The 13,544-nt window shown below is 70.6% G+C and carries 13 protein-coding genes; 9 read left to right on the top strand and 4 right to left on the bottom strand.

The window, feature by feature from the left end:
- Nucleotides 1-204 precede the first annotated feature (204 nt).
- A complete protein-coding gene (locus ACJ8AN_RS41090; protein WP_407761098.1) occupies nt 205-1,356 on the top strand; it encodes a zinc-dependent alcohol dehydrogenase in 1,152 nt (383 codons plus the stop codon).
- 10 nt (nt 1,357-1,366) lie between these two features.
- Entirely contained in the window at nt 1,367-1,795 is a 429-nt protein-coding gene (locus ACJ8AN_RS41085) for a hypothetical protein (RefSeq protein ID WP_407761097.1), read from the top strand.
- 79 nt (nt 1,796-1,874) lie between these two features.
- Here the strand turns inward: ACJ8AN_RS41085 and ACJ8AN_RS41080 are convergent, their stop codons facing one another.
- Nucleotides 1,875-2,000, bottom strand: coding sequence for a hypothetical protein (locus ACJ8AN_RS41080; RefSeq protein WP_407761096.1), 126 nt, complete (start codon nt 1,998-2,000; stop codon nt 1,875-1,877).
- A 74-nt stretch (nt 2,001-2,074) separates the two neighbouring features.
- On the opposite strand from ACJ8AN_RS41080, the gene ACJ8AN_RS41075 reads away from it, so the two are divergent.
- The 4 genes from ACJ8AN_RS41075 to ACJ8AN_RS41060 all read left to right on the top strand — a co-directional run bounded on the left by ACJ8AN_RS41075 (nt 2,075) and on the right by ACJ8AN_RS41060 (nt 6,970).
- Entirely contained in the window at nt 2,075-2,257 is a 183-nt protein-coding gene (locus ACJ8AN_RS41075) for a hypothetical protein (protein WP_407761095.1), read from the top strand.
- Between the two features lie 75 nt (nt 2,258-2,332).
- Nucleotides 2,333-3,049, top strand: a complete 717-nt coding sequence (locus ACJ8AN_RS41070; RefSeq protein WP_407761094.1) for a CHAP domain-containing protein — start codon at nt 2,333-2,335, stop codon at nt 3,047-3,049.
- 193 nt (nt 3,050-3,242) lie between these two features.
- Nucleotides 3,243-5,837 (top strand): ATP-binding protein, encoded by a 2,595-nt coding sequence (locus ACJ8AN_RS41065; RefSeq protein ID WP_407761093.1) that lies wholly within the window; start codon nt 3,243-3,245, stop codon nt 5,835-5,837.
- A complete protein-coding gene (locus tag ACJ8AN_RS41060) occupies nt 5,834-6,970 on the top strand; it encodes an aminotransferase class V-fold PLP-dependent enzyme (RefSeq protein ID WP_407761092.1) in 1,137 nt (378 codons plus the stop codon). The genes ACJ8AN_RS41065 and ACJ8AN_RS41060 overlap by 4 nt, the downstream gene beginning before the upstream one ends.
- Before the next feature lie 101 nt (nt 6,971-7,071).
- On the opposite strand, the gene ACJ8AN_RS41055 is transcribed toward ACJ8AN_RS41060, so the two are convergent.
- The 3 genes from ACJ8AN_RS41055 to ACJ8AN_RS41045 all read right to left on the bottom strand — a co-directional run bounded on the left by ACJ8AN_RS41055 (nt 7,072) and on the right by ACJ8AN_RS41045 (nt 11,548).
- Complete coding sequence (locus ACJ8AN_RS41055) at nt 7,072-9,375, bottom strand: vanadium-dependent haloperoxidase (protein WP_407761091.1); 2,304 nt, start codon at nt 9,373-9,375, stop codon at nt 7,072-7,074.
- 269 nt (nt 9,376-9,644) lie between these two features.
- Nucleotides 9,645-10,772 carry an SDR family oxidoreductase gene (locus ACJ8AN_RS41050; protein ID WP_407761090.1) on the bottom strand — a complete coding sequence of 376 codons (1,128 nt, stop codon included), beginning with the start codon at nt 10,770-10,772 and terminating at the stop codon, nt 9,645-9,647.
- A gap of 221 nt (nt 10,773-10,993) precedes the next feature.
- Entirely contained in the window at nt 10,994-11,548 is a 555-nt protein-coding gene (locus ACJ8AN_RS41045; protein WP_407761089.1) for a mannan-binding protein, read from the bottom strand.
- A gap of 83 nt (nt 11,549-11,631) precedes the next feature.
- Here ACJ8AN_RS41045 and ACJ8AN_RS41040 point away from each other — a divergent pair, with 83 nt between their 5' ends.
- From ACJ8AN_RS41040 to ACJ8AN_RS41030, 3 genes are all read left to right on the top strand, one after another.
- The gene (locus tag ACJ8AN_RS41040; protein ID WP_407761088.1) at nt 11,632-12,273 is read left to right on the top strand and encodes a glutathione S-transferase domain-containing protein; all 642 of its coding nucleotides are present in this window, start codon (nt 11,632-11,634) and stop codon (nt 12,271-12,273) included.
- A gap of 11 nt (nt 12,274-12,284) precedes the next feature.
- Nucleotides 12,285-12,689, top strand: a complete 405-nt coding sequence (locus tag ACJ8AN_RS41035; RefSeq protein WP_407761087.1) for a VOC family protein — start codon at nt 12,285-12,287, stop codon at nt 12,687-12,689.
- A gap of 117 nt (nt 12,690-12,806) precedes the next feature.
- On the top strand, nt 12,807-13,481 hold the full coding sequence (locus ACJ8AN_RS41030) for a hemolysin III family protein (RefSeq protein WP_407761086.1): 675 nt from the start codon (nt 12,807-12,809) through the stop codon (nt 13,479-13,481).
- Nucleotides 13,482-13,544: the final 63 nt, after the last annotated feature.

Here is a 13,544-nt window from a genome sequence, read left to right as displayed (position 1 = left end):
CCCTCTGGTGTCAGCTCACAGGCCACGACGGGCGGCCGGGCGAGTCTCCGCCGCTGGGTCCTCCGTCCCCGGGGGGTGCCTAGCTTTCGGCGGGAGCCGGGGCCCGGGTGGGGGATGCCCGCCGGGCCCTGGCCCGTCACCCGGTGGGGGAGCCGGGAGTTCACGCGAGCGCCGCGGAGCCGGCGCGGAAGGGGGCAGCAGGCAATGCAAGCCATGGTCTTCGACGGTCCGTACCGCGTGCGGGTGGGCAGCAAGCCGGACCCGGTCATCGAGCACCCGAATGACGCCATCATCCGGGTGACGCGCTCGGCCATCTGCGGCTCGGATCTCCACCTGCTGCACGGCTTCATCACCGACACGCGCGTGGGCTGCACGTTCGGCCACGAGTTCGCCGGGGTGGTGGAGGAGGTGGGCCCCTCGGTGCGCACGCTCAAGCCGGGGGACCGGGTGGTGGTGCCCTTCAACATCTCGTGCGGCACCTGCTTCTATTGCAAGCGCGGATTGACGGCCAATTGCGAGTGCACCAACCCCAACAGTGAAATGGCCTCGGGGGTGTATGGGTATTCGCACACCACGGGCGGCTACGAGGGAGGCCAGGCGCAGTACGTGCGCGTGCCCTTCGCGGACGTGGGGCCGATGAAGATTCCCGACGACATGGAGGACGAGGAGGTGCTCTTCCTCAGCGATATTCTCCCCACGGGCTACCAGGGGGCGGAGATGGCCAACATCCAGCCGGGGGACACGGTGGTGGTGTTCGGCGCGGGGCCGGTGGGCCTCTTCGCGATGAAGTCCGCGTGGCTGCTGGGCGCGGGGCGGGTGATTGCGGTGGACAGCCTGGAGTACCGGCTGGACTTCGCGCGCCGGTACGCGCAGGTGGAGACGCTCAACTTCAAGGAGGAGGAGGACATCATCCTGAAGTTGAAGGACCTGACGGAGGGGCGCGGGCCGGATTGCTGCGTGGACGCGGTGGGCCTGGAGGCCGAGGGCGACAGTCTGCACACGCTCTTGGGGGTGAAGCTGAAGGTGGAGGCGGGCTCGCCCACGGCCATCAACTGGAGCATCCAGGCGGCGCGCAAGGGCGGGACGGTGTCCATCATCGGCGTGTACGGGCCGCCGTGGAACATGGTTGCCATTGGCACGGCGATGAACAAGGGACTGACGTTGCGGATGAACCAGTGCAACGTGAAGCGCTACATGCCGCACCTGCTGGAGCACATCCGGGCGGGGCGCATCGACGCGAAGGGCATCATCACGCACCGCTTCCCGCTGGGAGAGGTGGCGCGGGCGTACGAGCTCTTCGAGCAGAAGAAGGACGGGTGCATCAAGTGCGTGCTGCTGCCGCACGGGCATGCGTGAGGAGAGGGACATGGCCGAGCCACACGAGAACGAGACACGCGAGCAGCGCCGCCGGGAGATACCGGGCTGGGGAGTGGATGGGGACCCGAGCAACCGGCCCGGGGTGCCGATGCTGCTCAAGCCCGAGCCGAGGGAAGGGGCGCACTGGGAGCGGCCCGAGCGCCAGCCCACGCCGGACTTCCCGGTGCTCAAGCGGATGGAGCTGGACGAGCTGACGCCAGCGTTCGGCACGGCGGCGCCGCCGAGGGGCGTGAGTGGAATGCTGAGGCGGATGGCGTACGGGGTGCCGGAGCACAAGGTGAGGCACGTGGCGCTGCTGCTGCTGGCGGACCGGGTGGACGTGGTGGAGTCGAGGCTGCGCCGCCAACCGCTGCGGACGCTGGGCTCGGTGCTGAGCGTGGTGGGCGGAGGCTGGCTGGTGGGACGCCTGCGCGGGTGAGGCGGGTCCGAGGCGCCCGGGCCGGGAGGGGTCCGGTCAGGGCGCCCGGGCCAGGGTGGCCGCTCGACGAGGGCGAGTCCTATCGGAAACCGACCGCCGTCACCTCATTGCGCGCCAGGGCCTCCAGCCACTGTCTCACGGCCCGCTCCAACTCCCGGCCGTTTTCGATGACACCGCGAGCGTTGATGAGCACGGGGGTCTCCACGACCGCGAACTCCTCGATGGAGTCCGGGGGAGCCGACCAGGTCCGCGGATGGAACGAGAGCGAGGGAGGAGCAGGTGCTGGAGGAGACGAGGAGGCGCCTGGGCGAGGAGCACGCGGAGACGCTCTCGGCGATGAACAACCTGGCCGAGATGCTTCGCCCACAGGGTAAAAATCCGCAGGGTGTCCAAGGTTTCCTCGCCGCACTCTGGAAGTCTTTGAAAGCCGCGTTTTCTCGCGCCCCCGCAGTAGTCCGCTGAACAGGCAGGCGGTGTGTGGGCGAAGTCCCACCCGTCCCCGGTGAATGCGTGCGGCGGTACGCTCGTACTCCTCGCATGACACTTCGCACGCTCCTGCTCTCCGTGGTGCTCGCGGTGCTCGGCTCGGCTCCCGCCTTCGCCGCTCCGCGTCAGTCGGTGAAGCCCGTGGCCAAGGCGAAGAAGGCCCCGGCCCGCTCCACCCAAACCTCCCGCTCCCGAGGCTCCACCGCCCTCGCCAAGGCCACCGCCTCCAAGAAGAAGCGGCCCCCCGTCAAACCCACCCGTGGCCGCCGCGTGGCCAGCCGCGCCGCCGCCCTCGTGGGCGCCTCGCTCGCCTCCTACCGCGTCCCCGATGACTGCTCCGGCCTCGTGCGCGCCTCCTACCAGGCCATCGGCGTCGAGCTGCTCTCCCACGGAACCCTCCCCGGCGAGAACGCGGTGAGCGCCATCTACCGCCGCGCCCAGCGCTCGGGCGCGCTGCACAAGCACACCCCCAGGCCCGGCGACATCGTCTTCTTCCACGAGACGTACGACCGCAACCGCGACGGCGTGCACAACGACGGCCTCACCCACGTGGGCGTCATCGAGTCCGTCGAGGCCGATGGCACCGTCGTCTTCGTGCACCGCGGGGGCTCGGGGGTGAAGCGCTCGCGGATGAACCTGCGCCAGCCCGCGCAGCACGGCCAGAAGGGCCACGTCCTCAACGACTACCTCCGCCGCGCCGAGGGCGGCGAGCGCGCGCGTCTCACCAGCGAGCTCTTCAGCGGCTACGCCTCGGCCTCGCGCCTGTGAGCCCGCCCCACCCGGGGTGAGCCGCCCGTGCGTGCGTCCCGGTTGACGCCCGGTGTGCCCGGGCGCCCGGGCCTGCCGCCGCCCCGTCCCTCGCCCCGTCCCGGGGGGCAGGAGGAAGCCTCGCCGCGGGGGCTGTTCAACCCGTGAGAGGACTCCTGCCTGCGGGGCCCGGGTGAGTGAGACGCGGCAGCAGATGGCACACCAATCCGTGGAGCGGCTGCTGCGCCTGCAGAAGGTGACGAGCAGGCTGTCGCAAGCCCTCACCTCCGAGGAGGTGGCCAGCGTCATCGTCCGGCAGGCCGGGCCCGCCATGGGCGCCGCCGAGTGCGTCATCTACCTGCTGGAGTCCCCCGGGGTGCTGCGGTTCGTCCACGTGGTGGGCATGCCCCAGGTGGACTTCGAGCCGTGGCGCACCATTCCGGTGGAGATGCCGGTGCCCCTCGCGGAGGCGGCCCGCCTCGGCGAGCCCGTGTGGCTCGAGTCCCTGGAGGTGCTCCGCACGCACTACCCCGCCCTCGACGGCGTGGCGTTGAGCCACCAGCGCGCCTGGGCCTGCCTGCCGCTGGAGGTGCAGGGGCGGGTGCTCGGGGTGCTGACGCTGGGCTTCGAGCGGGAGCAGGGCTTCGCGGCGGAGGACCAGGACTTCGCCTGTCTTGTCTCCAAGCAGTGCGCGCAGGCGCTGGAGCGCGCCGGCCTCTACCAGCGCGAGCGCGAGCTGCGCGAGGAGGCGGAGCGGGCGCGGGCGGAGGCCGAGCGGCAGCGCCAGCGCGTGGAAGAGGAGCACCGCCGTCTGCGGGCCGTGCTCCAGCAGTTGCCCCAGGGCGTCATCCTCGCCGAGGTGCCCGGGGGCCGGCTGGTGATGGCCAATGACCAGGCGGCGCGCATCCGCCGGGGGCCGGTGCCGGCGGACTGGCCGATGGAGCAGTACACCGAGGAGCGCGGCTTCCACGCGGATGGGCGGCCGTACCTGCCGCACGAGTGGCCCCTGGCGCGCGCGCTCACCACCGGCGAGCAGGTGCATGGCGAGGTGATGGACGTGCTGCGCGGGGATGGGAGCCGCCTCTCGCTCGAGGTGAGCGCCGGGCCGGTGCGTGACGCCGAGGGGCGGGTGACGGCGGCGGTGGCGGTGCTCGAGGACATTACGGAGCGGCAGCGCCTGGAGCGGGCGCTGCGCGAGGGCGAGTCCGTGTTCCGCCGCATCATGGAGTCGGACCTGATGGGGCTGGCCTTCGCCGACACGGAGGGCCTCATCCACGAGGCCAACGACGCCTTCCTGGGCCTCGTGGGCCACGGCCGGGACGAGGTGCGCGAGGGGCGGTTGCGCTGGCAGCAGCTGGTGCCTTCCGAGGGCGAGGCGGTGGTGGACCGCGCCCTGCGCGAGCTGTGGACGCGCGGCATCGCCAACGCCTTCGAGCTGGAGCTGGTGCGCGGGGATGGCGGCCGCGTGCCGGTGCTGACGGGCGCGGCGCGGGTGGAGGAGCAGGAGCGCATCCTCTCCTTCGTGTTGGACCTGTCGGACCTCAAGCGGGCGGAGGGGGCGCTGCGCTTCCTGGCCACGGCGAGCCGGATTCTCGGCCAGTTGCTGGAGGTGCCGGACGCCACGCTCCAGCACGTGGCGTGTCTGGCCAGCGTCTCGGTGGCCACCTGGTGCGTCATTGATCTCGTGACGCCCGAGGGAGCGCTGCGCCGCGCGGCGGTGGCGCACCGGGACGGGGAGCACGAGGAGCGGTTGCGGCGCACGTGGCCGCTGCCGGCGTTGAAGGACTCGGGGGGGCCGCTGCTGGACGCGATGCACTCGGGGGTGCCGCTGCTCTTCCAGGACTTCGGCGCGGAGACGTGGCGCCACCTGGCCGCGGGGGCCGGGCCCGGCGGGGACGGCGCGGGGCGGGAGGCGGACTCGGTGCTGGTGGTGCCGCTGCGCTCGCACGAGCGGGCGCTGGGGCTCGTCACCCTGGGCTCGTCCGCGCCGCGGCGGCCCTATGGCCCGGAGGACCTCGCGCTGGGGCAGGAGCTGGCGCACCGCGTGGCGGCCGCGCTGGAGAGCGCCCGGCTCTTCGAGGACGCGCGGCGGGCGGTGCGCCTGCGCGACGAATTCCTCGCGGTGGCCTCGCACGAGCTGAAGACGCCCCTCACGCCCTTGCGGCTGCAGCTGCAGAGCCTCGAGCGGCTGGCCCGCGTGCGCGACGGCGGGGGCGTGGACTCCGAGCGCGTGCTGCGGGTGGCGCGGGGCTGCGCGGCGCAGGTGCGCAAGCTGGCGGGGCTGGTGGATGACTTGCTCGACGTGTCGCAGCTCGCGCGGGGGCGGCTGTCGCTGCACCTGGAGGCGTTGGACCTGGTGGCGCTCACGCGGGAGGTGCTCGCGCAATTCGCCGAAGAGGCGGCGCGCGCGGGCTGCGCGGTGGAGCTGCTGGCGGGGCCTCCGGTGGTGGGCGCGTGGGACCGGCTGCGGCTGGAGCAGGTGGTGACGAACCTGCTGACCAACGCGCTCAAGTACGGGGCGGGGCGGCCCGTGCACGTGCGCGTGTGGGCGGAGGCGGGCGTGGCGAGGCTGGCGGTGCGCGACGAGGGCATTGGCATCGCGCCCGAGCACCGCGCCCGCATCTTCGGCAAGTTCGAGCGCGCCGTGTCCGAGCGCCACTACGGGGGGCTCGGCCTGGGGCTGCACATCACGCAGCAGATAGTCCAGGCGCTCGGGGGCGGCATCCTGCTGGAGAGCGAGCCGGGGCGGGGCTCGACATTCACCGTGGAGTTGCCGCCCGGTGCGCACGGTATGCTCGCGCACCCATGATTCTGCCCTCCCAGCGTCACCTCTTCGACCTGCCCGACGACGTCACGTGGATCAACTGCGCGTACATGTCTCCCCAGCTGCACACGGTGAGCGAGGCGGGCAAGGAGGCGGTGATGCGCAAGTCGAGCCCGTGGCGGATACGGGCCGAGGACTTCTTCACCGAGTCGGAGGCGCTGCGCGGGCTCTTCGCGAAGCTGGTGGGCGCGGACGTGGAGGGGGTGGCGCTGGTGCCCTCGGCGAGCTACGGGCTGGCGGTGGCGGCGGCGAACGTGCCGGTGAAGGTGGGGCAGCGGCTGCTGGTGCTGGCCGAGGAGTTTCCCTCCAACGTGTACCCGTGGCGCGAGCTGGCGGAGCGCTCGGGAGGGCAGGTGGTGTACGTGCGCCGGCCCGAGGACGGGGACTGGACGCGGGCGCTGCTGGCGGAGGTGGACGAGCGCTGCGCGCTGGTGGCGGTGCCGCACTGCCACTGGACGGACGGTGGGCGGGTGGACCTGGTGCGGGTGGGGGCGCGGGCGCGCGAGGTGGGGGCGGCGCTGGTGGTGGACGCGACGCAGTCGCTCGGCGCGATGCCGTTGAACGTGGCCGAGGTGCGGCCGGACTTCCTGGCGGCGGCGGGGTACAAGTGGTTGATGGGGCCCTACAGCCAGAGCTTCCTGTACGTGGGGCCGCGCTTCCGCGAGGGCCGTCCCATCGAGCACAACTGGCTGATGCGCGAGGGCAGTGAGGACTTCTCGCGGCTGGTGGACTACCGGGACGACTTCCAGCCGGGGGCGAGGCGCTTCGACGTGGGCGAGCGCGCCAACTTCGTGCTGGTGCCCATGGCGATGGAGGCGCTGCGCCAATTGCTGGCATGGGGCGTGGCGGATATTCAGGAGACGCTGCGGGCGCTGACGGAGCGGGTGGCGAAGGGGGCGAGGTCGCTCACGCTGGAGGTGCCGCCCGAGGAGCAGCGCGTGGGGCACATGGTGGGCCTCAAGCGGCGGGGCGGCTACGGGGCGGACATGGCGGCGAAGCTGGCGGCGCGCAAGGTGTACGTGAGCGTGCGGGGCGACAGCATCCGCGTGTCGCCGCACCTGTACAACACGCAGGCCGACATGGACCGGCTGCTCGAGGAGCTGGACGCGCTCGTGTGAGGGCCCGGCCCCTACCTGGGACGGCGGGGGCCTTCTTCGCCGCCTTCACCTCGTGGTCGGATTCGCACGTTTCCCGAGGCCCGTACGTCCAGGGTGTCACCTCATGGGGCGGGGACGGGCGTCACGCAGCCGTCGAAGATGCGGACGGTGGTGCCGTCGAACTTCGTGAGCTGGAAGAAGGCATTGTCCTCGTTGAAGGTGAGGCTCAGCTCCTGGAGCAGGCCGAGGGCGACCTTCTCGCCGAGGGGGAGCGACTCGCTGTAGTCGCTGCGCCAGTGCACGCCGGCGGCGTTGCGGAAGAGGGCGAGGTTGCCGGCCAGCTTGTTGAGCTCGCCGCCCACCGTGAGCTGCGAGGCGTCCGCGCCCGTATAGGCCACGAGCGCGGTGCCATCCGCGTTGGAGAGGAGGGGATTCTCGATGGGGGCCTTCTCGTCGAAGAAGGCCTTGAGCAGGGTGGCGCACGCGCCGGCGATGGTGGCATGGCCCGCGCCGTAGGCCGGGTGGGTGGGCGCGCCCTCGGGGTAGGCCTGGGGCAGCAGGTACGAGCCCGGGGTGTTGTAGCGCAGGGGGAAGTACGCGGAGAGCCCTCCGGCGGCGAGCGAGTTGCGGATGCTGGCGTTGAACGGGTAGCCGCGCCGGTCCTTGAGATGGTTGTCCAGGCGCCCGCCGAACTCCTCGGGGCGCAGGCGGCGGTGCACGCCCCACTTCTGCCACCACACGGCGCGCCCGGCGCGTCCGGCCACCTCGAGGAGCGTCTGCAGCAGGTGCACGGGGCCGAAGGTGGCGAAGCCCACCTGGGTGCGCGAGTCGCTCACCGTGCCCGAGGGGTCATACGGGTTGCCCGGGTTGTAGGGGAACTCCATGTCCACCTGCGGCCGGCCGGTGCTGGCCGGGTTGCCCAGGCTCTGGTCTCCGGTGGGCTCGGCCATCAGGTAGAAGGCCGCGTTGTAGAAGGCGTTCACCACCTGGTCGAAGTGGACGTAGTTGGCTCCGTCGCGCAGGTTGCGGATGAAGCGGCGGCGCGTCATGTCGAACTGGTCCACGCCCCGGTCATCCCGGCCGTTCTGCACCGCCAGCCAGTCGGTGAAGTTCGTCAGGTAGTCGGCGGTGGCCCCCAGCTCCGGGAAGCCCTTCACCGTCCACTGCCGCTGGTCAATCACCTGCGAGCCGTAGGTGATGAAGCCATCGGCGGCGTCGCGCCCCTGGCCGGCCGGCTTGCGCGGGTCGACGTTGCCCTTGAGGAGGAATTGCGAGACGTACGGGCCCACCTGCTCGCCGGGGTAGATGCCGCGGAAGACGTTCTGCGCGGTGACGGTGTCGAAGCCGCCGAAGTCGCGGAACTCGCCGTTGAGCGAGGCGATGGCGCGCTGGAGGAGGGTGCCGGTGGTGGTGGCCTCGGTGGCGTAGTCGATGAAGGGGACGTCCCGGGCCAGGGCCATCCAGTACAGCTCCCCCATCTCATGGGCGGCCTGCTGGCTGTCGAAGCGGGGCGCGGGGGGCAGGGTGACGGCCTGAGCGTCCGGGCCCTCCAGGTCGAAGGCGAGCCCCGCCTGCGGATTGGTCAGCTTCTTGGCGCCGCCCAGGAGGATCTCCTCGAAGTCACCGGGGTCGCGGCTCTCCAGGGCGCGCAGCAGCGAGCCGTAGGAGACGGGTTCCGGGTCACCCACCGTGTCGTGCTTCAGGCCCTTGGAGAAGTTGCCGACGAAGGAGTAGCCCGGGTAGTTGACCTCGTCGTTGTTGTTGAAGTGCGCCGAGTGCGGACGCGAGGCCGCGAGCTGCGAGGCCTGCTCGCGCACGCGCCAGGCCGACAGGCGCCGCTCCTCCACGCGCCGCGGGAGGCCCCCGCCCGCACCATTCACCGAATCGAAGATGGCCATTCCCAACTGGGGGAACTGCATATCCCGCGCGGCACCGAAGCCCAGCTTCACCTGGGTGAGAGAGATTGGGTTCACCTTGCCTACCAGGGTCCGCCAATTCCTGCCATCCTCCGAGGTCTCCCAGTACGTCGTCCCCGAGGACTCACTCAGCCGCCACCAGCGGTGGAGCACGGGATCGTAGGGCACGCTCGCGAGCACGGTGCGAGTCCCCCCGACGGTCTGACCGCAGGACAGGGTTCCGTTCTCGACGACGATGCCCACCTCGGTGAAGTCCTCGGTGATGAAGGCCCGGAGGTAGGTGCGCGCCCCGAGGTAGGCCCGCAGCGTCTGGATGACCTCGAGCTTGAAGCTGGAGCCCGTCAGGTCGTAGGCGACGGCGGAGTTGTAACCCGAGGCGGTCTTGCTGCCCTCCTCGAGGCGGAGCTCCAGGCGCTGGTTGACCTCCTGGTACGTCCCGAAAGCGGACCACTTGCTGGTATCCGTGGTGGTGTCACTGAAGTTGTCCGTCAGCGTATGCGCTTTCGCCATGGTGTGCTCCCCGTGCCGGATGAAGGTCGCCTCGCGGCCAGGGGTCGTCCTGGCCGCGCATCCGGGTATACGGGAGCCGTCTGACAATGATTGACGGGCCAATGAGATGTATTTTATTGCACGGAAGGCCGCGCGAACTTCACGAGGCCGTGGACGCGGGCGCGTGCGCACCGAGGAAGCGCGCGACCCGCGCACGGAACTCGTGGAGCGCGCGGGCGTTCGCGCGCGTGGCCACGTGCGAGGCTCCTACCCGCGTGCCAGGCCTTTGTTCAGACCGGGGCGTGAGTGCTTCCTTCCATGGCCTGGGAGGACGGGACCCGGGGGGGACGCGTGGACACCGGGGCGGAGCGCGCCTGGGGCTCGTGCCTCCGCGTGGTGGCCTTCGTGGGTGCCTTCGCTCCCAGTGCCCGCAGGGCCCCGCCCAGCCCGAGGAGGGCCGCGATCGTCAGGGTGGGGTACTTGCTCGCCTTGACGTAGTAGCTGCGGGAGCGAATCCAGCCTTCGTGGGTGCCTCGCTCGTGCAGCCCGTAGCCGGCCCGGTAGAGCGCGTTGTCCTCGCGGGAGCGGGACGGGCGGCTCTTCGAGCGCTGCGAGTGGAACATCATCAGCTCCATGAGCTTGTCCATCAGCCGGGGCGCGAGTGCTCCCATCACCGCCCCGAACTTCGCCTGCGAGCCCACGAACATGTCCCGCTTGGGATGCTCGGCGGCGAACAGGATGGCCTCGGCCACGGCCTCGGGCGGGTAGATCATCCCCCGGTGCGCGGGCTGCTGGGGGATGTAGCTCCGGGCGTGCTCGTTGTACGGCGTGTCGATGCGCCCCGGATGGATGAGCGTCACCGACACGGCGGCCTTCTCCTTCTCCAACTCCATGCGGAGCGACTCCGTCCACCCGTGCTGCGCGTGCTTGGAGGCCGAGTAGGTCGACTGAACCGGGTTGGCCCGGTCCCCGAAGATGCTCCCCACGTTGATGAGGGCGCCCGGCCGCCCGCGCTGTTTGAAGTGCGCGACGGCCAGCCGCGAGCCGTACACGGTGCCCCAGAAGTTGGTGTCGAACATGCGGCGCATGTCGGGGATGGTGACGTCCTCGCACCTGCCGAAGATGGAGACGCCCGCGTTGTTGACCCAGGTGTCGAAGCCACCGAAGGCCTCGATGGCGGCCCCGGCCACGCGCTGCATGTCCCGCTCGCGGCCCACGTCCGCGCGCACGGCGATGGCCTGGCCTCCCGCGCGGCGGAGCTCCGCGACGAGCTGCCGGAGCGCGTCCTCGTTGCGCGCCACGGCCACGACTTTCGCGCCACGCCGTGCGGCCATCCTCGCCGTCACGAGGCCGATGCCGCTGGAGGCTCCGGTGATGACGATGACTTGTTCGGACAGGGGTTTGAGGGAAAGCGGCATACAGGGCGTGTCCAGGCAGAGGGGGTCCGCGTTGCCCTCTGACGTTGGACACGGGCGGGGAAACGACAACGGAGGAGTCTGGCTCGCCCCTCTCCCAGCGGGCGAGGGGATGGCCTGAGTCCTCCCCTGGTCACTTCCCTCCGGCCTTCGTTCTGGCCCTGTTTCCTCTCCAGGGCGAGGGGGCCAGCATGGGCGCATGACGCGCTCCGCTCTCCGGGTGGCTACGTGCAGAGGCTGCCGCACTGGCAGACGGACATCTTGTCGGGGACGGTGGTCCACCACGCTCCCGTCCAGAAGCCATTGTTGGCCGAGCACGTCGTGGGGCACTTGATGGCGGCGTCCTTGTCGCTCCAGACGGGGCCCGCCTCCACCACCGTCACCTTGTTCTTGCACTGGCAGACGGACATCTCTCCCCAGACGGTGGTCCACCACCCTCCCGTCCAGGCGGCGAAGCCCTCCTGCTGGCACGTCGCGGGGCATTTGGTCTTGGCGTCCGTGTCGCCCCAGATGGGGCCCGCCTCCAGCACCGTCACCTTGTCCCTGCACTGACAGACGGATTTCTGCCCCGGGAGGCTGGTCCACCACGCGCCATCCCAGGCGGCGAAGCTCTGGCCACCACACGTCGTGGGGCACCGGGTGTTGGCGTCCGCGCTGTTCCAGAGGGGACCCGCCTTCACCTCCACGTTGCACGCGTTGGCCGCCCGCGCCTCCTGGGCGTGCTGACCGACGACGAGCGCCACCACCGTGAGAGCCCTCACACCCCTGAGCATCCGCATGTTCCGTCTCCCCATCCCCGTATCGTACGTCGGGTTTGACACCGTCGGCGGCCTCGCGTACCTCCCGGCTGGGAGGAACACCCATGCCAGCCGCGTCCGAAGAGCTCACCAGGCCCGTCCTCACCGGCCGCTCGAGCTCACACTTCACGCGCATCACGCGCATCTTCGCCGCGGAGCTGCGCATCGACTACTCCTTCCAGGTGGTGCGCGATCTCATGTCCTCGGAGCCAGCGGACTACGGCGGCAACCCCGCGCTCCGCATCCCCGTCCTGCGGACGTCCCGAGGTGTCTGGTTCGGTGCGCTCAATGTCTGCCGTGAGCTCTGGCGGCAGTCGAATCCCAGGCCCCTCGTGGTGTGGCCGGAGGAGCTCGACACGCCGGTGCTCGCCAATGCGCAGGAGTTCGTCCTCCAGGCCATGGCGACGGAGGTGTCGCTGGTCATGGGCAAGCTGGGCGGCGGCGAGGACAGTGCCCACCAGGGGAAGATGCGCCAGTCGCTGCTCAACATGATGGCGTGGCTGGAGGAGAACGTGGGCGCCGTGCTCGCCGCGCTCCCGCCGCAGCGGGACCTGAGCTTCCTGGAGGTCTCTCTCTACTGTCTCGTGAAGCACCTGGAGTTCCGGAGCGTCCTGCCGATGGAGCCGTATGCGAAGCTGAAGGACTTCTGTCAGCGGTTCGCGGCGCGTGCCTCCGTCAGTGAAACCCCCTTCCGTTTCGACACCTGAGGTTGCGTGACATGAGCTCGAAAATCTCGACGTTCCTGATGTTCGAAGGCAAGAAGGCCGAAGAGGCGATGAACTTCTACGTGTCCCTGTTCAAGGACGCGAGCGTCACCCGCATCCAGCGCTACGGTCCGGGCGAAGGCGGCACGGAGGGCTCGGTGATGCAGGCGGCGTTCACCCTCAACGGCCAGAACTTCATGTGCATCGACAGCAGCATGAAGCACGCGTTCACCTTCACGCCCGCCATGTCGATTTTCGTCCACTGTGCCTCGGAGGCCGAGATCGACGCGCTGAACGCCAGGCTGTCCGAAGGGGGACAGGTGATGATGCCGTTGGGGGAGTACCCCTTCGCCCGGAAGTTCGTCTGGCTCGCCGACCGGTACGGGGTGTCGTGGCAGCTCTCGCTGACGGCAGCTTGAGCCAGCGGACGCCGCGAGTGTGAACGGGGCGGCAGGCCCGGAGCGGGAAGTCCGCGCCTGGACAGGAGCCTGCCCCTCGCTGACGCGACGGTGACCTGCCGGACTTACCAGTAGGTCATGGCGTCCCAAGCGCGCGTCGAGACCCTCCGGCTGGAAGAGGAAGTGAAGCCCCGGTTGCGCGGCGTGTCACACGCGTTCGCGTTCGTGGCGGCGCTCGCCGGGTGCCTCGTCCTGGCCCAGGCGCCGGCCGAGGGCGTGCGGTACCTGACCGGCCTGGTGTTCGGCGTCAGCCTGGTGCTGATGTTTGGCATCAGCGCGACGTACCACTGTCCCAACTGGAGCCCCGCTACCTCCCAGCGCCTCCAGCGCTTCGACCATGCGGCCATCTATGGCCTCATCGCGGGGACCTTCACGCCCATGGCCGCACTGGACGCGGTGGGAAGCTGGGGCCCGCGGCTGCTGTGGGTGATGTGGGCCGCGGCGCTCACGGGCGCCGGGCTCGCGCTGCTGGGCCACTCCGGGCCGCGAGGGCTCCGCTCCGTGCTCTACGTCGTGCTGGGGACGGTGTCGCTCCCGGTGATGCTGCGGCTGCCAGGCGTCATTGGCCCGGCGCGGGTCGGGTGGCTCGTCTTCGGGGGCGTCCTCTATGCCCTGGGCGCCGGGGTCTACGCGCGCAGATGGCCGGATCCCCACCCCACCGTCTTTGGCTACCACGAGATCTTCCACCTCATGGTCATCGCCGCGGCGGCCGTGCACTACACCGTCATCCTCGACGTGCTGTGGGGCCGGTGAGGCGGACGAGGCTCAACCCCTCTGGCTCATGCGCGCGGGCACGATTGCCCCCGCTCTGGCGCT

It is taken from the genome of Archangium sp. (genome assembly GCF_045802675.1).
Lineage (GTDB): Bacteria > Myxococcota > Myxococcia > Myxococcales > Myxococcaceae > Archangium.
This window is presented reverse-complemented; position numbering and strand designations above follow the sequence as displayed.

What these genes read in the sequence shown, in the direction of transcription:
- ACJ8AN_RS41090 (WP_407761098.1), top strand. Translation starts at nt 205, where the DNA reads ATGCAAGCCATGGTCTTCGACGGTCCGTACCGCGTGCGGGTGGGCAGC.
- ACJ8AN_RS41085 (WP_407761097.1), top strand. Translation starts at nt 1,367, where the DNA reads ATGGCCGAGCCACACGAGAACGAGACACGCGAGCAGCGCCGCCGGGAG.
- ACJ8AN_RS41070 (WP_407761094.1), top strand. Translation starts at nt 2,333, where the DNA reads ATGACACTTCGCACGCTCCTGCTCTCCGTGGTGCTCGCGGTGCTCGGC.
- ACJ8AN_RS41065 (WP_407761093.1), top strand. Translation starts at nt 3,243, where the DNA reads ATGGCACACCAATCCGTGGAGCGGCTGCTGCGCCTGCAGAAGGTGACG.
- ACJ8AN_RS41060 (WP_407761092.1), top strand. Translation starts at nt 5,834, where the DNA reads ATGATTCTGCCCTCCCAGCGTCACCTCTTCGACCTGCCCGACGACGTC.
- ACJ8AN_RS41055 (WP_407761091.1), bottom strand. Translation starts at nt 9,375, where the DNA reads ATGGCGAAAGCGCATACGCTGACGGACAACTTCAGTGACACCACCACG.
- ACJ8AN_RS41050 (WP_407761090.1), bottom strand. Translation starts at nt 10,772, where the DNA reads ATGCCGCTTTCCCTCAAACCCCTGTCCGAACAAGTCATCGTCATCACC.
- ACJ8AN_RS41045 (WP_407761089.1), bottom strand. Translation starts at nt 11,548, where the DNA reads ATGCGGATGCTCAGGGGTGTGAGGGCTCTCACGGTGGTGGCGCTCGTC.
- ACJ8AN_RS41040 (WP_407761088.1), top strand. Translation starts at nt 11,632, where the DNA reads ATGCCAGCCGCGTCCGAAGAGCTCACCAGGCCCGTCCTCACCGGCCGC.
- ACJ8AN_RS41035 (WP_407761087.1), top strand. Translation starts at nt 12,285, where the DNA reads ATGAGCTCGAAAATCTCGACGTTCCTGATGTTCGAAGGCAAGAAGGCC.
- ACJ8AN_RS41030 (WP_407761086.1), top strand. Translation starts at nt 12,807, where the DNA reads ATGGCGTCCCAAGCGCGCGTCGAGACCCTCCGGCTGGAAGAGGAAGTG.